Origin of the sequence: Erythrobacter dokdonensis DSW-74 (assembly GCF_001677335.1) — a bacterium.
GTDB classification, from domain to species: Bacteria; Pseudomonadota; Alphaproteobacteria; order Sphingomonadales; family Sphingomonadaceae; genus Erythrobacter; species Erythrobacter dokdonensis.
In genome coordinates, this window is the sequence record NZ_LZYB01000004.1 from 55,039 (window position 1) to 74,507 (window position 19,469).

Consider the following 19,469-nt stretch of genomic DNA (forward strand, 5'->3'; position numbering starts at 1 on the left):
AACCGATGAGCGATAATGTCGCCGAGGTCAGCATCACCCATCACGTCCAGGGACAGGGCGGATGCTATCTCGCGGTGGTGCGCGGCGCCTCGCAGGAGGCCTATCTCAAGTGGGAACCGGGCGGAGAGCAGGGCGGCAAGGAAGTGCGCATCGCCGCCCATACCGTGGTGCCCCGCGCCATCGGCGGACGCGGGGTCGCGCGGCAACTGGTCGAACGGCTGGTCGCGGATGCCGAGCGGCTCGGTTTCCTGATTCGCCCCGATTGTTCCTACGTCGCGGCGAAGTTTGCCGAGAACCCGGACTGGGCATCACTCAGGGTCTGACCGGCGGATTGATCGAGGCGCGAGAAATCGGTCGCCGCAATGGTGGCCAGTACCTTCGCGCGCAAGGCGCGCGCCTCGGCCAGCGGCACACCGCGGATCGCGAATTCGCCGCCCGCAAGGCCGAGATGCACCGTGGCATAGCCGCGCCAGCGGGCCAGCGGTCCCTGTGCGATCTCGACAGAATGAAGCTTGAGGCGGGTCGCGGTCTGGCTGGTGGGGGACAACAGGCCATGACTGGAAAAGATCTGGCTGTCATCGACCGCGTGACGGCGGAACTCCCAGGAATAGAGGTTTACCCCCGCAGCCAGCACAGCCAGCCCGATCGGGATCAGCACCACTCCCGGCGGCGCGAAGATCGCGGCCGGAATCGCCGCAAGCAGCAGAATTGCCGAATCCCGGATGATCCGGTCAGCGAGATAGCGCCGGCTCGCACGCTGCCAGTGCGTCCGTGCATCGGGCAAATGGAAGCCCGCGGATGTCGCAATCGCTGCAACCTCATCCATCCTGGCAAAGGGTGCAACGACATGGCTGGCGCTTCCGGCATCCTGCGCGAGACTGACGAAGCTGAGCGAATGCCAGCCGAAACGGTAGCGCAACAGGCCAGTGCCGATCACCAGCGCCTGAACCCGGTGTGCGGGCATCACCACATCGGTCCGGGTGAACAGCCCGCGCAAGCGCCGGAACCCGCGCGGGCCGCGGGTCAGGGTAAAGCCCCAGTCGCGCGCGAAGGTGCGGACAATGCCGGTACCGAAGCCGATCAGCACCAGCCCGAACAGCCCGGTAACGGCTCCGAGAACCTTGAGCCGGGCATCAAGCGCGACCAGATCGACCCCCTGCGTTTCAACCAAATCGCGCCATAGGTCGAAATCCCACACCTCGAAGTTGGTGAGACTGTCGACATACTGCAGGATGCCGCCCAGAACCGCGAAGACCGCGAGCGAAAACTCGAACAGGCCGAAAGTCAGCAGCCGACGCGGGCCGAGTCTGAACAGCACCTCGCCCTCGTCGGCGTCTTCCGGCGCGGAACCGGGCTCGTCAGAAACGCTGTCGGCGGCCCGTTCCTCGTCGCGCCGGGCGCGAACCAGCCGGCGCAGGCGTTCGCCCTCGGCGGCGGTGAGATACTGGAGGCTGAGGTCCTCGCCCCCGCCTGCCCCGGTCTCGAACTTGACCGCTGCAAGACCCAGCAGCCGCGGCAGCAGCTTGGCTTCAAGGCTGACATCCTGGATCCGCTCGTAGGGGACAGAGCGGGCCGAGCGGCTGAGGATCCCGCTCTCGACGCGGATATCCTGCGCCCCGATGGTATAGGTCAGCCGCCGCCAGCCGATATAGCTGACCAGCGTGCCGATCACGATCGATGCCACGCCAACGCCAATCCCGATCAGGAAGCGCCCCGATCCGCCGATGCCCGAGAAGATGATCGCGACGGCCGGAAAAATCGCACTGCGGATCGCCCCGATGGCGCCGACAGCGACGCTCAGCGGCGCGGTGTGGCGCGCCTCGCTCACATGCTTTCCCGGCGGATATGCGCGCGGATCTCCTCGCGCATATCGCGCGCCAGTTCCTCCCCGAGGCCGGGGAGCGATACCGAGGCATTGTGATTGCCCGCCGTGTGCAGCGTCATGGTGGCGATGCCGAAGAAGCGTTCGAGCGGGCCCTGGTCGACGTCGATATGCTGCACCCGGCCGAAGGGGACCACGGTGTCGGACCGCCACAGGATCCCGCGCACCACGCGCAGGCGGTCGGCCGCAATCTGGTAGCCGCGGGCATTGTAGCGGCGGGCCGGCACGCGAATGACGAGAGCCAGCGCGATCAACAGCACCGGTCCCGCAATCGCGCCGGGGGGCAGCAGCGCCTTGTCCCGGCTGATCGCTTCGAGCACCAAGGCTGCGACAAGAAAGGGAATGGCAAACAGCACCGTGCGCACCCTGAGCGCATGGGTATAGTTCGGATGCAGGCGGGTCAGTTCGCCTTCATCATCGACAGGCAGGCCCGAAGGGCTGGGCGCGATCATCTGGTCCATGGTGCATTACTTGCGCAATACACTCGTGCCGCGCAAGGATTTTCCGTCGCCTAGCGTCGCTGGTCGAAGCGCCTGCCCACCAGTGCAGCAGCGATATTGGTCTTCTGCACGTCGATGCTGCCCCCGGCGATCCCCCAGGCATAGGCATCGCGCAAGCGCTGTTCCATGCCGTAGTCCTTGTGATAGCCGTAGCCGCCCATCACCTGCATCCCCATCGCCGCGACCTCGCGCACGATTTCGTTGGCATAGCATTTCGCGACCGAGCTTTCGAACACGGTCGGCAGCCCGTCGGGCTGGTTAGCGGCATTGGCAGCCGCGCGGTGAATCAGCAGGCGCGCGGCTTCGACCTTCATCGCCATCTCGGCGATCTTGAGCTGCACCGCCTGGAATTCGACGATCGGCTTGCCGAAGGCCTCGCGCTCCTGGACATATTGCGTCGCGGCCTCCAGCGCGGCTGATGCCACGCCGAGCGACTGGGTCGCATTGCCGCAGCGTTCGAGCCCGAAGGCGCTCATCAGCCTGCCGAATCCGCCCGCGCCGATGATCACATTGCCCGCAGGCACGCGCACATCCTCGATCGCGTAGTCGGCCGTGGCGATGCCGCGAAAGCCCATCAGCTCCTCGCGCTTGCCGAACTGCATTCCGGCCAAGTCCTTCTCCAGCAGGATCGCGCCGATCCCCTTGGCTCCCGGTTCATCGGTGAAGCGGCAATAGGTGACGTAATAATCCGAATGGCCCCCGCCGCTGGTCCAGCGCTTGTAGCCGTTGACGACATAGTGGTTGCCATCGAGCACCGCGCGGGTTTTCAGGTCGGTCAGCGCCGTGCCCGCGTCGGGTTCGGACATCGAGACCGCGACCACCTTTTCGCCCTTGATGACTTCGGGCAGCACCTTGGCCTTCATCTCCGCCGAGCCGAAGCGTTCGATGGTGCGTACCGGCCCGGACAGCGCCTCGAACACCGGAAAGGCAACCGCATTGGAGATCTTGGCGAATTCCTCCAGCACGATCAGCGCCTCGAGATGGCCCAGCCCCAGCCCGCCATATTGGGTCGGCAGGTTGATGCCGAGGAAGCCCATCTCGCCATAGGTGCGCAGCATGTCGTGCGGGACGGGGTAGTCCCTTTCCTCCATGTCGCGCGCCAGAGCTGGCAGTTCCTTGCGCGCAAACTTGCGCGCGGTCTCCTGCAGCTCGCGCTGCTCGTCGGTCAGCTGGAAGTTCATGGCCGCCTCAATCCTCTGTCATCTCTCGCACGTCCCCTAGCGCATTTGTGAGGCTGGCGCACAAGCCCTGGAAGACTAGGAATTCACCAGACCATTTGCCGGAGAGACACATGACCACGCTCCATTCCAGCCTCGGCCCCAATCCGCGCCTCGTTCGGATGTTCATGGTCGAGAAGGGCCTCGAGGAGGGCCCAAAAGGACAGGGGGATTTCACCCGCGTCCATTACGACATCATCACCGGCCAGAACCGGCAGGACGCCGCCTATGTCGCAAAGAACCCGATGGGCACCACCCCGACGCTGGAACTCGACGACGGCACCTGCCTCACCGAAAGCTGGCCGATCTGCGAATTCATCGAGGAAATGCACCCCGAACCCAACCTGTTCGGCGAAACCCCGGTGGAGCGCGCCACGGTGCGCAAATGGGCGCGCCTGTTCGATCAGGAAGTGGTGGTGCCGATGACGATGGGCTTTCGCGCGGGGGCAGGCCGTCCGATGTTCGAACCGCGTATGGCGGTAGTCTCGCCGGAGGCAGGGGCGGAACTTTCCGCCATGGCAGACGCGAAGTGGCGGATGTTCGACGAGTTTCTCGGCGGCAGCAACCACATCGCGCTGGGGCGGTTCACCTTTGCCGACCTGATCATTTTCGCCTTTGCCAATTTCGGCTTCACCGTGGGCTGGAAACTGCCCGAGGGCACCGACAACCTCGCCCGCTTCATCGACACCCACAACCAGCGGGCTTGCGCGGCGATCTGGCAACAGGCTGAATAAATGCCTGACCTGTCGGGAAAGGTCGCGATCGTCACCGGCTGCGCCAGCGGCATCGGCGCGGCGGCAGTGCGGCGCTTTGTGGCGGATGGGGCCAAGGTGCTCGGCACCGACATGGACGAAACGCGCGGCGCGGCGCTCTGTGCCGAAACAGGCGCGCTGTTTGCCGTGCAGGACGTGTCGGACCGCGCGGCCTGGCCGCAGATCGTGGCGCGCGCGGTGGAGGCCTTCGGGCGGCTCGATATCCTCATCAACAATGCCGGGATGGTGTCGGGCGCTGGCATCGGCGATCTTGACGATGATGCGATGTTCGCCGCGTGGGACCGGGTGCTGGCCGTCAACCTCACCGGCACGATGGCAGGGTGCCGGGCGGCGATTGCTGCAATGCGCGACAATCCGGGCGGAGCAAAAGGCGCGATCATCAACATCGCCTCGACCACTGCCATCGCCCCGCTGCCGACCGATGTCGGCTATTCGGCAAGCAAGGGCGCGGTGCGGGTGCTTAGCAAGTCGGTCGCCACATGGTGCGCACAGCATCAATTGGACATCCGCTGCAACACCGTGATCCCCGGCGCGACCATGACCGGCATTCTCGAAGCCGCCGAACAGCAGACCCCCGGCCTGATCGCGGCGGTGGCCAAGACCTCGCCGCTGAACCGCCTCGCCGATCCGGCGGAAACGGCCGCCGCCATCGCTTTTCTTGCCAGCGACGAATGTCCCTTCATGACCGGCGCGGAGATGGTGGTGGACGGGGCGGCACTTTCGATCCATCCCGGGTTCTAGCGCCCCGGATCAACCGGTGCGCATCTTCTCCAGATAACCCGTCGGCCCCATCTGCGCCGCAGTCCATGCGAAGATCGCCATGGCGGCAAGGCCCGAGGCAAGACACACGCCGAACACCGCGATCGCGAGCGCACTCGCCCCCTGTGTGGGCGCCAATGCATCGCTCACCGCGCCGATCACCGCGAGGCCCAGCGCCTGGCCGACCAGGTTGTTGAAGAACAGCGCGATAGCGACCGCAAAGCCGCGGCTGGCCGGTTCGACGCTGGCCTGAATGCCTGACAGGATGCCCGCCTGACTGGCGACATAGATCGCATAGGCAAGCCCGAACCAGCCGAGGAACGCGACAAAGCTGCTCGACGTGAGGCTCAGCGCCAGCGGCACCACGCAGCCGAGGCTCACAGCGCCCGGCAGCCAGGCCCGCCAGCGCTCGTCGCGCCCGCACAGCCACTGGGTGACATAGCCGCCAAGGATCGGCCCCGGTATCCCGCCAAGGAAAAAGGTGAAGCCGAGATAGAGCCCCACCTCGCCGGTCGAGATCGGGAACTGGCGCAGCATCACCGCCGCCATCCAGAAGGCCAGCGCATAGCCGATCATGATCTGCACCGCCCAGCCCAGCGCCAGCCCCATGAACACGCGGTTGGTGACGAGGCTGCGGATCGTCGCGCCCAGCGGCTGCTGCGCCATGTCGGTGCCCGCCGGAGCATAGCGCCCGCGCACCGGCTCGCGCACGGTGAGGTAGATGAGCGCTCCGATCAGCAGGCCCGGCAGACCCATCAGCGCAAAGGCCCAGCGCCAGCCGAAGGCCTCGGCCAGCTGCCCGCCGATCAGCAATCCGCCCGCCGTCCCCATGCTCGCCCCGATGGTGAGATAGCCCATCGCCTTGGCCAGTTCGCCGCGCGCGAAGAAATCGGCGACGAGGCTTTGCGAGGAGGGGCCGGAACAGCCCTCGCCCACGCCCACACCGGTGCGCGCCATGAACAGCGTCCAGAACCCCGTCGCCAGCCCGCAGACCGCCGTCATCAGGCTCCAGAATCCGATCGCGGCGGCGACGATGTTCTTCCTCACCGAACGGTCGGCCAGCCGCGCGGCGGGGAAGCCGGCGAGGACATAGACCAGGCTGAACGCCGCCCCGCCGAGCAGACCAAGCTCGAAATCGCTGAGCGAAAACTCGGCCTTGATGTCCTCGACAAGGATGCCGAACACCAGCCGGTCGGCGACGCTGAAGGCGCTGGTCAGCGTCAGCAGCGCCAGCACATACCATCTGTAGGCGCCCCGCTGATCGCCGGGCGCCTCCGCCTCAATGGTCGGCCCCTTAATGATGGGGACGCGCGGTAAGGCCATTATCCACCGGGATCGTCAGGCCATTGAGGAAGCGCGCCTCGTCCGAGGCGAGGAACAGCACGCAGCCTGCCACATCCTTCGGGTGGCCCAGCGCGTCCATCGGCAGCGGGCCTTCGGGGATGTCCATCGGGGTCTCGCCCGCGCGGCCCGATACGCCCATCACCATCGGCGTTTCGATCCCGCCCGGCGCAAGCGCGTTGACGCGAATGCCATAGCCCTTGTCCTGAAAATCCATCGCAAGGCTGCGGGTCATCCCGGCGATCCCCGCCTTGCACGCGGCATAGGCAGGGATATTGCCATAGCCCAGCAGCGCGGCAGTGGAGGCCATGTTGATGATCGACGAGCCGCCCCCGCCGACTGTCTGGTGTCGGTGCTTCATCAGCGGCACGGCATATTTGCACCCCAAAAAGGTGCCGACCACGTGAATGTCGAGATGCAGGCGGAAGTGGGCGAGGCTGCAATCCTCGATGCTTTCGAAGATCACGTTGCCCGCGTTGTTCACAAGGATATCGAGCCCGCCGTGGCGTTCCTTGACCGCGCGCATGACCTCGATCCACTGGTCCTCGCTGGTGACATCCAGCGCCATGGCATCACCGCCGATCTCGGCCGCGACCTTGTGCGCCAGTTCGACCTCGCGGTCGGTGACGATCACCGTCGCACCCTCGCGCGCCAGCGCCTCGCAGTCGGCCTTGCCCAGACCCATTGCGCCGCCCGTAACGAGCGCGACCTTGCCTGCCACCCTGCCCGCCATCTGCTCTCTCCCCGAAGCGTTGTTATAGCCTGCAGCCTATCGGGCGCGCGGGCCGCCGCCACTGTCGAAAGCGCGCATTCGCAGGCCGGGCTGACAGAGCCTATCCTTGCCGCAAGGGGAGAGGCGAGATGATGGACGCGGCCGAAGTCACCCGGTTGAAGGCGCTGATGGAGTGGGAAGGCAGGCGCACCGCACCGCCAGAGGGCTTCCCCAGGCTGCCCGACATGCCTGCCGCGCGCTATACGTCGCCAGAATATTTCGCGCTCGAACGCGAACACGTGTTCCGCAAGTCCTGGCTGTTCGCCGGGCACATGGACGAGGTTCCGGAACCGGGGTGCTGGATGCGCTGGCACAATGCCGGCGATCCGATCGTTATCGTCCACGGCATGGACGGCAAGGTACGCGCCTTCCACAATACCTGCCGCCACCGCGGCGCGCCTGTCGTGACAGAGGATCGCGGCAAGTCGAGCCGCCTGATGTGCGGCTATCACAACTGGACCTACAAGACCGACGGGAGCCTGGTCGGCGTGCCCGAGCGGCGCGATTTCCCCGAGGATTTCGATCTGTCGTGCCGGGGTCTGCTGCCGGTCAGGTGCGAACTGTTCGGCAAGGTCATATTCGTCAATTTCGACGAGAACGCGATCCCGCTCGTCGACTGGCTCGGCCCGCTCGCGCGCGAATGGGAGGAGTTCGCCTTCGACCGCATCCGCCTCGCCGCGCGGCACAGCTTCGATCTCAATTGCAACTGGAAGGTGGCGATGGAGGCCAACATGGAAGTCTACCATGTGCCTTTCATCCATCCCCAGACAGTCGCGCCGCTGGTCGATTCGACGCGCAATCTCAACACCATGTACCCCAATGGCCATGCGCGGATGCTGGCTCCGCCGCCGCAGCAGACCGACCGCGAACATGTGCGCGCGATTGATTCGCCGCCGGGCTGGCAACAGATCGAGACCGTGGGTGAGCTGGGGCGCACCTGCACCCAGAGCTACACGCTGTTTCCCAACTGGGTCAGCCCCTTGAGCAACTACTTCGTGCCCCCGCTGGTGTTCTGGCCCACCTCGCTGACGACCACGCGGCTCGAACTGGTGACCATGGCACTGGACTGGGGTGACGCCCCCGCACCCGACCTGTGGACCGTACCCGATGCCAGCCAGCCTAACGGACGGCAGATGAGCCCGATCATCCTCGAGGACACCCAGTTCGGCGAGGCAATCCAGCACTCGATGCAATCGGCCGCCTTCCGCAGCGTGCCCCTGTCCTATCAGGAAGCGCGCATCTACGCCTTCCACCAGAGCCTCGACAGGATGATCGGGGAACGCAACATCCCCGAGCATCTGCGGGTCGAACCGGTGATCGGCAGCGACTGGATCTGGCCCAATGATCCGCGCACCGCGCAGATGGAGCGCGAGCGCAGCGCAGGTCGGCAGACAGCGAAATGACGCTACGGCACCGTGCTTTTGCAGGCTGTTGTGACGTTTTTGTCGCACATTGGCGCGGTCACTATCGCTTTTGCTGATAGCGTGTTCGCGCGCGGGCCATACACCTGCATGCCATACCGATAGGCGCGAAGAAACGCGCCACGGCACTGGGGAACCAGGGCGCGCGGGCGAGCCGCGGCCCGCAGGGGAGAGAGGACCATGAACACACTTCGTGCCCGAAATGTATCCGGAGCCCGCCACGGCAGATTGCGCACGGCGCTGCTTTGCGGCGCTGCCCTTGGCGGCGTTGCCGCGCTGCCGAGCGCAGCCCATGCGCAGGATTCCGAAGCGGCCGCCGCTCAGGGCGACGAATTCGGCGAGCGCGTGATCATCGTTCAGGCTCGTCGCCAGAACGAAACTCTGCAGGAAGTCCCCGTTACGGTGACCTCGATCGGGGGCCAGACGCTCCAGCGTTACAATGTCGACCAGGTGGCCGACATCACCAGCCGCGTGCCGACCCTGAATGTGCAGGTCGGCGGCTCGGGTTCGGGCGGCCAGCTTTCCTTGCGCGGCGTCGGTTCGTCGAACATCTCGGCCGCCTTCGATTCGGCGGTGGCGTTCGAATATGACGGCGTGGTGGTCTCGACCATGCGCCTCGTGCAGGCCGGCTTCTTCGATGTCGAGCAGATCGACGTGCTGCGCGGCCCGCAATCACTGTTCTTCGGCAAGTCGGCGACCGCCGGCGTGCTCTCGCTGCGCTCGGCCAACCCGACACCCGATTGGGAAGTCGGGATGCGCGCTTCCTATGAATTCGAGGAAAAGGGCTACCTCGTCAACGGCTACATCTCCGGCCCGATCACCGATACGCTGGGCATCCGCGTCGCCGCGCAGTTCAACGATATCGACGAATTCCAGCTGATGCAGCCGAACACGCCTGCGGTGAACCAGGAGCGCGGGCTGACCGATTTCATCGGCCGCGTCACGCTCGACTGGAACCCCGCCGATCGCTTCCGCGCCAACCTCAAGGTGCAATACACCAAGAACGAGAATGATGGTGCGATCGGCACGGCCGAGATCGGTTGCGGCGCCAATGGCGTGGCCGATCCGATCGTGCTGCTGGGCGGAGCCATCTCGATTCCTGCGGGCTATGATTGCAACGCCTTCGACCAGCGCTACTACCTGACCGACGCGGCGGGGCCGCTGGCCGGGCCGGTGCCAGGCAACTCGCCCGCCGACGGCCGCAATGGCGTGCCTTTCGGGGAAACCGAAGTGTGGTTCGGGCGGCTCCAGTTCGACCTCGACCTCTCCGACACGCTGACCCTGACTTCGGTCACCGGCCTGCTCAACATGGATGCGATCGATTACGACATCTATTCCTATGGCGGCTTCCTGCCCGGCCCGAACGGCACCCGCCTGCCGGGCGGCGCGGGCGCATCCGACCCGATCAACAAGCTCGAGCAGTACAGCCAGGAACTGCGCCTCGCCTCGGATTTCGACGGGGCCTTCAACTTCATGCTCGGCGCGTTCTATGAAGACCGCACCTTCATTTTCGACACGTCCCAGCAGGGGGTGAACATCTCGTTCCTCGGGCCTGATCCGGTGACCGGCTTCACCTATGACTGGGACAAGACCCACACCACCAAGACCGAAGCCCTGTCCTTCTTCGGCAGCGCGATGATCCAGCTGACCGACAAGCTGGAACTGTCGGGCGGGATCCGCTGGACCGACGAGACCAAGATCCAGACGATCGCGGTGCCTTACGTCCACACCTTCCTGCAAGGGCCGGGCTTTGTGGCGCCGGGGTTCTTCTCGGGGCCGATCCGGTTCCAGGATGACAATTTCTCGCCCGAAGTCACATTGCGGTATCAGGCGAACGATGATCTCAACTTCTTCGCCTCCTACAAGACCGGCTTCAAGTCGGGCGGTATCGACAACTCGGCGCTGCCGTCCAACAGCCTCAGCCAGGCGGCGCAGTCGGGTGACTTCAGCTCGCTGATCTTCCAGTCGGAAGAAGCGGAAGGCGGGGAAATCGGCTTCAAGTCGCAATGGGCAGGGCGTAGCTTCACCCTCAACGCGACCGCCTATTACTATGTCTTCACCGACCTGCAGGTGCAGAACTTCAACGCCGTCACGGTGCAGTTCGCCACCAGCAATGCGGGTGAACTGACGACCAAGGGCGTTGATCTGGAAGCGCGCTGGATTACGCCGCTCGACGGGCTCAACCTCTCGGCCAACCTGTCCTATCTCGATGCCGAATACACCGACACCTTCATCCAGCCGCTGGGCATCTCCACGGTCGATCTCAAGGGACGGCGCGGCAGCCAGGCACCGGAATGGGCGGGCAACATCGCGGCGGATTGGACCATTCCGCTGTCCGACAGTCTCGAGATCTTCCTGTCGGGCAACGTGGCCTATAACGACGGCTACATCACCGACGAGGCGACGCTGAACGACTATGTCCAGCCGAGCTTCTGGACGATCGATTCCAACGTGTCGATCGGTCACCCCGACGGCAAGTGGAAGCTTTCGCTGATCGCCACCAACCTGACCGACGAGATCTTCGTCATTACCTCGGGCGGGCGTCCGTTCCTGCCGGTGGGCGGCGACGATCTGGTGCTTACGCAGAACCGCGGTCGGCAGGTCTTCGCGGAAATCAGCTTCCGCTTCTGACCGGCCCGACAATCTGGCAGGGGGCGGTTGCGCAAGCAGCCGCCCTTTTGCTTTGGCGCCGCTCTGCCAAAAGTGAGCATTGCCGCAAGGGCAGCGAAGGCGGATGCTCGCCCCGAGCAATCGCGGCTACGGGAGAGGAAGCCATGTCACGCGAAGAACTGGTCGCCATGACCCGCAACCTGGTAGCGCACGGCGCTGCCGACACGATGGAATATGCCGACGAGGTCGTGCGCATTCCGGCGAGTGCCTATACCGACCCGGCGCTGTTCGAAGTTGAAAAGCGCCAGATCTTCCGCCGCCTGCCGCTGATGGTCGCACCCTCGTGCGAGCTGCCGAACCCCGGCGACTTCAAGGCGATGGACATTTGCGGCGTGCCGCTGCTGCTATCCCGTCAGAAGGACGGCAGCATGGGCGCCTTCCTCAACATGTGCACCCACCGCGGCAACCCGCTGGCGAGCGGCTGCGGCAATGCCAGCCGCTTTACCTGCGGTTATCACGGCTGGACCTTCAAGGCCGACGGCGACCTGATCGGGGTGGCCGATGCGCAGGATTTCGGCAAGATCGACAAGAGCCAGCACTGTCTGACGAAATTCCCCGTCTACGAGAATGCGGGGCTGATCTGGGTCACGCTTGATCCCGCCTCCAAGCTGGATATCGCCGATTACCTGTGCGGCTATGACGAATTGCTCAAGGCCTTCGAATTCGAGGGCTGGACCCTGTTCGCGCAGCGCACGCTACCGGGGCCGAACTGGAAGACAGCCTATGACGGCTATCTCGATTTCTACCACCTGCCGGTGCTGCACAAGGACACTTTCGGCGCGGATTTCTACAACCGCGCCAATTACTTCGCCTTCGGCCCGCACCAGCGCCTCAGCACCCCGTCGAAATTCGCGATCAAGGTATCGGGCGATGACGACCAGCAGCTCGATCTGGAAGCCCTGAGCGATGACGACCTGCCGCAGGAAGTGCTGGTGCAGGGCGTGTGGACGATCTTCCCGCACATCTCGATCGCCAGCTTCTACGGCGGCGGGCAGCGCGGGGCGATGATCAGCCAGCTGTTCCCCGGCGAGAAGGTGGGCGAAAGCTTCACCACCCAGTTCTACGTCATGGAAAACCAGCCCGAGACGCCCGAACAGGTCCAGGCCGCGCACGACCAGTTCAACTTCCTCGAAGTGGTGGTCCGCGATGAGGATTACGCCACGGGCAAGCGCCAGCAACAGGCGCTCGCCTCAGGCCTGATGAAAGAGGTGCTGTTCGGCCGCAACGAGAAGGGCGGGCAGGTCTTCCACCAATGGGTCGAACGGCTCACCAACGCGACCGATGACGAGCTGGTGGAGATCTTTGCACAGGAACAGCGGCAAGCGGCGGAGTAACGGACGCCCCGGTTGCAGGTGCCCGCACCTTTGCTTCGCCCGCCGGGCCGTTCGATCTGTAACGGGTCGGTAAGCGTTCCATATCTACACTTATCGCAATGGCAACGGGATCTCTTCGCTTCGTCGATCATGGCGATTGGTTCGATGCCGCGCTGAGCGCATTGTTCCTGATCATATTTCCTGTCGTCATCATTTCCGTTTGGCTTGGCGTTCCCGAAGTCGCACCCGTCTGGGCGGCAGTGGCTTTGACCGTTGGAGCTTTGGTTTGCATTCCATTCCCGCTGCGCGATGTGGTTCGCGCCCGCACGCGGATTCTGACAATCAATCCCGGCGAGCGCCGCATTGAGGCAACGACCAGATCGCCCTTCGCACTATCCAGCGAAGTCTGGCAGTTTGCGGATGTGAACGCGATTGTGGTTCGTCGCTCGACCAGTCCGGAAGGCGATTTTCACCGAGGTGCGGTGTCGCTGAACGACGGCCGCGAATATATTTTTGTCCAAGGCAATCACGAAACGGGCGTTCGCAAACGTGCCGAGGAACTCAAATCAGCCCTGCGCGCCGGCGGATTGGACACGGCGATCCTCATCGAAGGCCGATAAACCGCATTCGGGTTCACCGGCCTTCGGTGATCTGACGCGAACGGAGGCCTATCCGAAGGCAGGCCGGTAATTGCTCTCGCCCCAGTCCTGCCGCTTGGTCCATTCGCCCATCGTTTCCAGCTTGCCGTCGAGTTCGGGGAAGCGTTCGTAGACGTGGTCCATGTCGACCGCGAAGGGCTTGGTGGGTGCCTCGTTGTTGTATTCGTAAAAGGCCTGGATGCCTTGGGCGAAGCCTTCGCGCATTTCCGCCGGCATGGAGTCGCCCGCCGCCTCGACCAGATAGCGGCCGAACTCTTCCGGCGTGCACGGGTCGTAGGCAATCTCCTTGCCCAGCGCCTCACTGAGGCAGGCCGTCACCTGCTTGCCGACCAGCCGCTCCGGCCCGCCGATATTGAGCCATGCGCCTTCCATGTCGGGCCGCTCGAGACTCGCCAGCATGAAGCGCGCGACGTCATCCAGACTGATCCAGTTGGCTTCGAGGTTGGGATTGTGCGGGTACACATAACGCCCTTCGTTGACGATGAAGGGCCGCGCCCAGTTGGTCAGCAGGTTGTCCATGAACAGCACGGAGCCGAACACCGTCCCCGGCGCGCCAGAGCGCCACAGGGCGTTGATGCCCTTGGTGTTTTCGCCATAGGTGAAGGGATCGCCGGGCTTGTCGGGAATCCAGCTCGATGTGTTCCAGACAACGCGCTTCACCCCCAGATGCGCGGCGACCTTGCCGACCTCGCCGATCAGATAGGCACGGTCCGCGCGGGCCTGCAAAGGGTGGGTGTAGAAGATGTAGTCCGACCCTTCGAGCGCGTCATGGAAGGTCGACGTGTCGTAAAGATCCATCGGCCGCACCTCGACCCGCTCGACCCCTTCCACCGGCGCGCCCTCCAGCGCATCGGGGCGGCGCGAGATAGCCCGCACGTCATACCCCGCCGCAAGCGCCTGGCGCACCTGCGCCAAGCCTTGCCGCCCGCTCGCGCCGATCACCGTGATGAGTGCCATGTCTCTCTCCCCATTTGTGCTTTGTGCAACAGACTAGGAAGCGCCCCTTGCGCGCGCACCGCGCCAAAGTGATAGCGACCTAGCGAAAAGGCGGGGTTGCCGTGGCGGTGCGCGGGGCCAAGAACTGCCGCGATGGACAACCGTTTCTGGCGCATCGACAGCCGCCCCGAAGGCACGGATTTCGCCAATGCGCTGACGCTGGTGGAAGCCCCGCTCGCACCGCTGACAGACGGCGAGATCCGCATCCGCAATTCGCACCTTTCGATGGATGCGGGCACGCGGCTGTGGCTGACGGCCCGCGAGGATGGATATCAGCCGCCGCTCCCGCTCGGCATCCCGATGACGGGGCTGGTGCTGGGCGAGGTGGTGGAGAGCCGCGCCGAGGGCTTCGCGCCGGGCGATCTGGTGCGCGCCTTCGGGCAATGGGCGGATATCAGCACCGTCGATGCCGTCATGTCGGGCGCAATCCTGCTCGATCCTTCGGTCGCGGACCGGCGCGCGTGGTTCGGCCCGCTCGGCATGAACGGCTGGACGGCGCTGTGGGGCGTCGAGCGCACCGGCGCGGCCCGGCCGGGCGAGCGCGTGCTGGTCTCGGCGGCAGCAGGGGCAACCGGCATCCTCGCGGTGCAGATCGCGAAACTGCTCGGCTGCGAGGCATGGGGGATTGCGGGCGGGGCAGAGAAATGCGCCTACCTGACCGATGAACTCGGGATTGCCGGCGCGGTCGATTACAAAGCGGGCGACGTCGGCGCACAGCTCGATGCGGCCCGAGGCTTCGATGTCTATTTCGACAATGTCGGGGGTGCGCTGCTGGATCAGGTGCTCACCCGCATGAACCACTATGGCCGGATCGCGGTGTGCGGCTTGCTCGCGGACTACACCGCCGGCACCCGAACTGCGCCACGCGAATTCGATCAGGTGCTGATGCGGCGCCTGCGGATCGAGGGCTTCTTCTCGCCCGATTTCATGCACGAAGGCCCCGCCCTGACCGAGCGGTTAAGAGCGTGGCACGAGGCGGGTGAACTCGTCATGCCCTATGACGTGACATGCGGCCTGGAAAATACTCTCGCCGCCTATGCCAAGCTGTTCACCGGCGGCAATATCGGCAAGGTGATCGTGGAGCTGGATCAATGACCGGAAGTCTCGAAGACCGCGAAGCCATCCGCGATATCCTCGCCGCCTATGCCCATGCCATCGACCGGCGGCGCTGGGGGATGATGGAGCGGCTTTTCCATGATGATGCGACCTTCCGTTTCGGGCTGGTGGAAGGCGACTGGCGCGGCTTTGTCGAACAGGCGCGCGCAATCATCGACCCCTGCCTTGCCACCCAGCACCAGCTCGGCCAGACGATCTTCGGCTTCGAGGGGCCGGACCTGTGCCACACCGAAACCTATATGACCGCGATGCACACCATCCCCCCCGGCTATCCGATGACGGCGGCCTTTCCCGACAAGGGGGCAATCTATTCCGGCATCGTCGCGGGGCGTTACGTGGATCGCTTCGAGAAGCGAAAGGGCGAATGGCGCATCGCCCAGCGCATCGGGCTTTACGACTGGCGCGAGTTCCGGGTGGCGGAAGGCGTCGACCTCTCCGACACGCCCGAAGGCGCTGCAGGCTATCATGACGCGCGCGACCCTTCGACTGCGGCGGTGAGGCAGTGGCTCGGCTAGGGCCGCCGGAACGCGAACACCCCGCTCATCGTCGCCAGCTGTTCCTCGCCCCGCCAGATGCCGCCCGAGGTATAGGCGGTGCGCCCGCCCAGCCGGTCGATCCGCACCCTCGCCTCCAGCCAGTCACCCAACCGCGCGCCGGCGAGATAGTTCACCGTCAGCGTGACCGTGGAGGGGGCAAGGCGCGGGCGCTCGGCATCATAGACCGCGTGGCTGAGCGCGACATCGGCCAGCGTCGAGATTACCCCGCCATGGGCCGAGTCCTGATAATTGATATGGTGCGGCATGATGCGCAAACCCACCACCCGCACACCATCGACGGGCGGGCCGAGGAAGTAGGGCCCTCCATGATCGAGAAAGCCGGGCGTGAACGCAGCGGGTTTGAAGCCTTCGGGGATCGCTGTGTCATCCATGCAGGCCAGCCTAGCGCACGCCGTGCCGGGCGCCGCTATGAATTGTGCCAATGACAGCAGCCGCGAGCGCCAGCTATCTCCTTGCACCATGGGAGACATTGCAGAACTCGCCGCAGATTCCTTTTGCGACATCGTGCGCGAACACGCGCGCAATCAGGGCGAGGTGATCGCCTTCACCTACGGGGACGAGGAGATCAGCTTCGCCGCCCTCGACGAGGATGCGAACCGCGCAGCCCACGGGCTTGTCGCGCTGGGGGTGAAGCCCGGCGACCGGGTGGCCTTCCTCGGCAAGAACCACCCGCTCTATTTCGAGGCTTTCCTCGGCGCTGCGCGGATCGGTGCGGTGATGACCCCGGTCAACTGGCGGCTCGCCGCACCAGAGGTGGCCTATATCCTCGACAATTGCGGGGCCAATGTCGTGTTCGTCGGCGAAGGTTTTGCCGCGATGATCGAACAGGTGCGCGCCGATGTGCCGCATGTCACGCACATCATCGGCATCGACGCGCCCGAGCATGACGGCCCCGATTACCGCACCTGGAAGGGCAGCTTCCCCGCCACCCCGCCCGCGCACGTGGTGAAGCCGGAGGACGACGCGCTCCAGCTCTACACCTCGGGCACCACCGGCAAGCCCAAGGGCGCGGTGATGACCCATGGCTCGATCCTCTCCAGCCGCGATGCGACCGCGTGTGGCGAGGAAATGCGCAAATGGCAGGAGCCGATCCCGGGCGATGTCACCCTGCTGGCCATGCCGTGTTTCCATATTTCGGGCACCGGCACCGGTATCGGCACGATGGTCGCGGGCACGAATTCGATCGTCCTGCCCGAATATGATCCGACCAAGGCGCTCGATCTGATCGCCAACTTCAACATCTCGAAAATCTTCCTCGTCCCCGCCGCGATCCAGATCCTGCTCAATCATCCGAAGGTGAACGAGGTCGATTTCAGCCGCCTGAAATATGTGACCTACGGCGCCTCGCCCATCCCGCTCGAACTGATGCGCGAGGCGATGCGGGTAATGGGCTGCGGTTTCGTGCAGATGTACGGGATGACCGAGACAAGCGGCACCATCGTCGCCTTGGACCCCGAGGACCATGTGCCCGAAGGCTCGCCGAAGATGCGCAGTGTGGGCAAGCCGCTCGCCGGCGTCGAAATCAAGATCATCGACGAGGCAGGCAACGAGGTTCCGACGGGCACCGTGGGAGAAATCGCCACGCGTTCGAGCAAGAACATGCGCGGCTACTGGAACAACCCAGAAGCCACCAAGGCGACCATCGATGCCGAAGGCTGGCTGCGCACGGGCGATGCGGGATACCTCGACGAGGACGGCTATCTCTACATCCACGACCGGGTGAAGGACATGATCATCTCCGGCGGCGAGAACGTCTATCCTGCCGAAGTCGAGAACGCGCTCTATTCGCACCCCAGGGTCGCCGACGTCGCGGTGATCGGCGTGCCCGATCCCAAGTGGGGCGAGGCGGTGAAGGCCTGCGTGGTGGTGAAGGAGGGAGAGGAGCTGACCGAAGCCGAACTGATCGCCCACGCGCGCACGCTGATCGCGGGCTACAAATGCCCGAAATCGGTCGATTTCATTGCAGCTTTGCCGAGGAACCCCTCGGGCAAGATCCTGCGGCGCGAACTGCGCGCACCCTATTGGGCGGGGAAAGACCGGGCAGTGAATTGAACCGCCTGCCCGTCCGACAGCTGGCCTACAAGGTCGAGAGCCTCGAGGCGGCAGCGCAGGCGCATCACCGGCAGTTCGGTTCGGGGCCGTTCTTCGTGCTCAGGCACGTGGCCCTGTCCTCGTCACACCATCGCGGGGTGGAACGGATGTTCGATCACTCCTCCGCCTATGGCCAATGGGGCAGCGTGATGGTGGAGCTGGTGGTGCAGCACAATCCCGAGGATTCTGCGCTGCATGACATGTTCCCCTATGGCTCGGGCCAGGAAGGCCTGCATCACGCGGCGTTGTTCGTGGACGACTTGCAGGCCGCCATCGCCCGCTTCGACGCCGAGGGCGCACCGCTGGCACAGCTTTCGGTTACCGCGACCGGCACCGCCTTCGCCTTCGTCGATACGCGCGCGAGGCTTGGCCATATGCTAGAACTTTACGAGCCGACCCAGCAGCTGACCGGCTTCTACGATTTCGTGGCCGATGCCGCGAAGGGGTGGGACGGGCGCGACCTGCTGCGCGAATTGGGCTAGGCGCCCGCCAGCTCCGGCAACCCGACCTGCGCTGCCCTGCACTCGGCATCGGCCAGCGCCGTCACGACCGAAAAGGCGACATAGCCCGGCTCGCCCAGATGGGCCACCAAACCAGCCGCTTCGGCATCGGTGATCGCGGTATGCTCGAACGGCATCCGTCGCGCATAGGCAAGGCACAGGCGGGTGCCCTCGTCGAGTGCGCTTTCATCGGGCGCGGGTTCCATCCCGTGGACCGCCGCCACCGCCTGCCGGACCAGCGCCACCAGCGCGGGATCGAGCGCGGCCTCGGTCTTGCTCCGGAAATCGGCGTAGTGGCTGGCGAGCACCGGATCGGCGGCAAGCGCGGCACACACGGCGCTCATGCGGCAGCCTCCAGCACCGCCGGGGTGGGCAGCACGGTGCGGTCCATTGCCTCCGGCTCCAGCCCCATGGTGATGAGCGCCTTGGCGAGCGCGAGGAACAGGGTCACGCCAAGGCCGAGTTCAGCGATCTGCGCCGGGGTGAGGTGGTGCTGCAAGGCCGCCTTGGCATCGCCGGTCAGCAATTCGGGATCGTGGATCAACGCGTCGGTGAACTTCAGCACGGCCTTTTCGGTATCGGTCAGCCTGTCGCTGGTCTCATAGCCATCGGTGATGTCGTCCACCACTTCCTCGCCCAGACCCTCGGCCACCGCCTTGTCGAAGCGGACATTGCGGCAGAACCCGCATTCGGTGACGCGCGCATTGCGCATCCGCGCGACCTCCTTGATCCGCGCCGCCAGCACGTCAGACCCCCAGAAACGGCCATAGAGGGCGAAGAAGCTCCGGGCGATTTCGGGCTGATGGGCGAGGACGGAACCGAAGTGCGCCGGCTCTCCCGGAATGGCCGAGGATACGCGGGGGATTGTGGACATGGGGCTCTCTCCTTGGGGCAAGGATAAC

The 19,469-nt window shown here is 64.9% G+C and carries 20 protein-coding genes; 11 read left to right on the plus strand and 9 right to left on the minus strand.

The window, feature by feature from the left end:
• The first annotated feature begins 5 nt into the window (after positions 1-5).
• A complete protein-coding gene (locus I603_RS09005; RefSeq protein ID WP_068864277.1) occupies positions 6-323 on the plus strand; it encodes a GNAT family N-acetyltransferase in 318 nt (105 codons plus the stop codon).
• Here the strand turns inward: I603_RS09005 and I603_RS09010 are convergent.
• From I603_RS09010 to I603_RS09020, 3 genes are read right to left on the minus strand one after another with little or no spacing between them, the layout of a single operon-like run.
• Complete coding sequence (locus I603_RS09010; protein ID WP_068864278.1) at positions 269-1,828, minus strand: PH domain-containing protein; 1,560 nt, start codon at positions 1,826-1,828, stop codon at positions 269-271. The two genes, I603_RS09005 and I603_RS09010, sit on opposite strands and share 55 nt — an antisense overlap.
• A complete protein-coding gene (locus tag I603_RS09015; protein ID WP_068864280.1) occupies positions 1,825-2,343 on the minus strand; it encodes a PH domain-containing protein in 519 nt (172 codons plus the stop codon). The genes I603_RS09010 and I603_RS09015 overlap by 4 nt, the downstream gene beginning before the upstream one ends.
• Before the next feature lie 50 nt (positions 2,344-2,393).
• The gene (locus I603_RS09020) at positions 2,394-3,563 is read right to left on the minus strand and encodes an acyl-CoA dehydrogenase family protein (protein ID WP_068864282.1); all 1,170 of its coding nucleotides are present in this window, start codon (positions 3,561-3,563) and stop codon (positions 2,394-2,396) included.
• Between the two features lie 110 nt (positions 3,564-3,673).
• On the opposite strand from I603_RS09020, the gene I603_RS09025 reads away from it, so the two are divergent.
• A complete protein-coding gene (locus I603_RS09025; protein ID WP_068864284.1) occupies positions 3,674-4,333 on the plus strand; it encodes a glutathione S-transferase family protein in 660 nt (219 codons plus the stop codon).
• Complete coding sequence (locus tag I603_RS09030) at positions 4,334-5,113, plus strand: SDR family NAD(P)-dependent oxidoreductase (protein ID WP_068864287.1); 780 nt, start codon at positions 4,334-4,336, stop codon at positions 5,111-5,113.
• Between the two features lie 9 nt (positions 5,114-5,122).
• Here the strand turns inward: I603_RS09030 and I603_RS09035 are convergent, their stop codons facing one another.
• Together I603_RS09035 and I603_RS09040 are read right to left on the minus strand one after the other, a co-directional pair.
• On the minus strand, positions 5,123-6,454 hold the full coding sequence (locus tag I603_RS09035) for a spinster family MFS transporter (RefSeq protein WP_068864288.1): 1,332 nt from the start codon (positions 6,452-6,454) through the stop codon (positions 5,123-5,125).
• A complete protein-coding gene (locus I603_RS09040; RefSeq protein ID WP_068864290.1) occupies positions 6,426-7,205 on the minus strand; it encodes an SDR family NAD(P)-dependent oxidoreductase in 780 nt (259 codons plus the stop codon). The genes I603_RS09035 and I603_RS09040 overlap by 29 nt, the downstream gene beginning before the upstream one ends.
• A gap of 128 nt (positions 7,206-7,333) precedes the next feature.
• Between I603_RS09040 and I603_RS09045 the strand changes: the two genes are divergently transcribed.
• The 4 genes from I603_RS09045 (at position 7,334) to I603_RS09060 (ending at position 13,268) form a co-directional block, all read left to right on the plus strand.
• Positions 7,334-8,647, plus strand: a complete 1,314-nt coding sequence (locus I603_RS09045) for an aromatic ring-hydroxylating oxygenase subunit alpha (RefSeq protein WP_232305322.1) — start codon at positions 7,334-7,336, stop codon at positions 8,645-8,647.
• A gap of 198 nt (positions 8,648-8,845) precedes the next feature.
• Positions 8,846-11,296, plus strand: a complete 2,451-nt coding sequence (locus I603_RS09050; protein ID WP_084440007.1) for a TonB-dependent receptor — start codon at positions 8,846-8,848, stop codon at positions 11,294-11,296.
• A gap of 143 nt (positions 11,297-11,439) precedes the next feature.
• Complete coding sequence (locus tag I603_RS09055) at positions 11,440-12,669, plus strand: aromatic ring-hydroxylating oxygenase subunit alpha (protein ID WP_068864294.1); 1,230 nt, start codon at positions 11,440-11,442, stop codon at positions 12,667-12,669.
• 98 nt (positions 12,670-12,767) lie between these two features.
• The gene (locus I603_RS09060; protein WP_068864296.1) at positions 12,768-13,268 is read left to right on the plus strand and encodes a hypothetical protein; all 501 of its coding nucleotides are present in this window, start codon (positions 12,768-12,770) and stop codon (positions 13,266-13,268) included.
• A gap of 48 nt (positions 13,269-13,316) precedes the next feature.
• On the opposite strand, the gene I603_RS09065 is transcribed toward I603_RS09060, so the two are convergent.
• The gene (locus I603_RS09065) at positions 13,317-14,264 is read right to left on the minus strand and encodes an SDR family oxidoreductase (protein WP_068864298.1); all 948 of its coding nucleotides are present in this window, start codon (positions 14,262-14,264) and stop codon (positions 13,317-13,319) included.
• A 132-nt stretch (positions 14,265-14,396) separates the two neighbouring features.
• On the opposite strand from I603_RS09065, the gene I603_RS09070 reads away from it, so the two are divergent.
• Both I603_RS09070 and I603_RS09075 read left to right on the plus strand, forming a co-directional pair.
• Positions 14,397-15,398, plus strand: coding sequence for an NADP-dependent oxidoreductase (locus I603_RS09070; RefSeq protein ID WP_068864299.1), 1,002 nt, complete (start codon positions 14,397-14,399; stop codon positions 15,396-15,398).
• Positions 15,395-15,934, plus strand: a complete 540-nt coding sequence (locus tag I603_RS09075) for a nuclear transport factor 2 family protein (RefSeq protein ID WP_068864301.1) — start codon at positions 15,395-15,397, stop codon at positions 15,932-15,934. Before I603_RS09070 ends, I603_RS09075 begins: the two co-directional genes overlap by 4 nt.
• Here the strand turns inward: I603_RS09075 and I603_RS09080 are convergent.
• The gene (locus I603_RS09080) at positions 15,931-16,347 is read right to left on the minus strand and encodes a PaaI family thioesterase (protein WP_068864304.1); all 417 of its coding nucleotides are present in this window, start codon (positions 16,345-16,347) and stop codon (positions 15,931-15,933) included. The two genes, I603_RS09075 and I603_RS09080, sit on opposite strands and share 4 nt — an antisense overlap.
• Positions 16,348-16,435: 88 nt before the next feature.
• Between I603_RS09080 and I603_RS09085 the strand changes: the two genes are divergently transcribed.
• Together I603_RS09085 and I603_RS09090 are read left to right on the plus strand one after the other, a co-directional pair.
• Positions 16,436-18,028 carry a fatty acid--CoA ligase gene (locus I603_RS09085; protein WP_068864305.1) on the plus strand — a complete coding sequence of 531 codons (1,593 nt, stop codon included), beginning with the start codon at positions 16,436-16,438 and terminating at the stop codon, positions 18,026-18,028.
• Positions 18,025-18,549 carry a VOC family protein gene (locus I603_RS09090; RefSeq protein ID WP_232305329.1) on the plus strand — a complete coding sequence of 175 codons (525 nt, stop codon included), beginning with the start codon at positions 18,025-18,027 and terminating at the stop codon, positions 18,547-18,549. The genes I603_RS09085 and I603_RS09090 overlap by 4 nt, the downstream gene beginning before the upstream one ends.
• On the opposite strand, the gene I603_RS09095 is transcribed toward I603_RS09090, so the two are convergent.
• Both I603_RS09095 and I603_RS09100 read right to left on the minus strand, forming a co-directional pair.
• Positions 18,546-18,911: a hypothetical protein gene (locus I603_RS09095; RefSeq protein ID WP_068864306.1), complete on the minus strand. Its 366-nt coding sequence runs from the start codon at positions 18,909-18,911 to the stop codon at positions 18,546-18,548. The two genes, I603_RS09090 and I603_RS09095, sit on opposite strands and share 4 nt — an antisense overlap.
• Positions 18,908-19,441: a carboxymuconolactone decarboxylase family protein gene (locus I603_RS09100; protein ID WP_068864308.1), complete on the minus strand. Its 534-nt coding sequence runs from the start codon at positions 19,439-19,441 to the stop codon at positions 18,908-18,910. Before I603_RS09100 ends, I603_RS09095 begins: the two co-directional genes overlap by 4 nt.
• Between the last annotated feature and the right edge of the window lie 28 nt (positions 19,442-19,469).

Coding starts and splice junctions, on each gene's coding strand:
- I603_RS09040 (WP_068864290.1), bottom strand. CDS start 7,205: ATGGCGGGCAGGGTGGCAGGCAAGGTCGCGCTCGTTACGGGCGGCGCA.
- I603_RS09075 (WP_068864301.1), top strand. CDS start 15,395: ATGACCGGAAGTCTCGAAGACCGCGAAGCCATCCGCGATATCCTCGCC.
- I603_RS09050 (WP_084440007.1), top strand. CDS start 8,846: ATGAACACACTTCGTGCCCGAAATGTATCCGGAGCCCGCCACGGCAGA.
- I603_RS09005 (WP_068864277.1), top strand. CDS start 6: ATGAGCGATAATGTCGCCGAGGTCAGCATCACCCATCACGTCCAGGGA.
- I603_RS09020 (WP_068864282.1), bottom strand. CDS start 3,563: ATGAACTTCCAGCTGACCGACGAGCAGCGCGAGCTGCAGGAGACCGCG.
- I603_RS09025 (WP_068864284.1), top strand. CDS start 3,674: ATGACCACGCTCCATTCCAGCCTCGGCCCCAATCCGCGCCTCGTTCGG.
- I603_RS09095 (WP_068864306.1), bottom strand. CDS start 18,911: ATGAGCGCCGTGTGTGCCGCGCTTGCCGCCGATCCGGTGCTCGCCAGC.
- I603_RS09070 (WP_068864299.1), top strand. CDS start 14,397: ATGGACAACCGTTTCTGGCGCATCGACAGCCGCCCCGAAGGCACGGAT.
- I603_RS09015 (WP_068864280.1), bottom strand. CDS start 2,343: ATGGACCAGATGATCGCGCCCAGCCCTTCGGGCCTGCCTGTCGATGAT.
- I603_RS09055 (WP_068864294.1), top strand. CDS start 11,440: ATGTCACGCGAAGAACTGGTCGCCATGACCCGCAACCTGGTAGCGCAC.
- I603_RS09060 (WP_068864296.1), top strand. CDS start 12,768: ATGGCAACGGGATCTCTTCGCTTCGTCGATCATGGCGATTGGTTCGAT.
- I603_RS09035 (WP_068864288.1), bottom strand. CDS start 6,454: ATGGCCTTACCGCGCGTCCCCATCATTAAGGGGCCGACCATTGAGGCG.
- I603_RS09030 (WP_068864287.1), top strand. CDS start 4,334: ATGCCTGACCTGTCGGGAAAGGTCGCGATCGTCACCGGCTGCGCCAGC.
- I603_RS09065 (WP_068864298.1), bottom strand. CDS start 14,264: ATGGCACTCATCACGGTGATCGGCGCGAGCGGGCGGCAAGGCTTGGCG.
- I603_RS09080 (WP_068864304.1), bottom strand. CDS start 16,347: ATGGATGACACAGCGATCCCCGAAGGCTTCAAACCCGCTGCGTTCACG.
- I603_RS09045 (WP_232305322.1), top strand. CDS start 7,334: ATGATGGACGCGGCCGAAGTCACCCGGTTGAAGGCGCTGATGGAGTGG.
- I603_RS09100 (WP_068864308.1), bottom strand. CDS start 19,441: ATGTCCACAATCCCCCGCGTATCCTCGGCCATTCCGGGAGAGCCGGCG.
- I603_RS09085 (WP_068864305.1), top strand. CDS start 16,436: ATGGGAGACATTGCAGAACTCGCCGCAGATTCCTTTTGCGACATCGTG.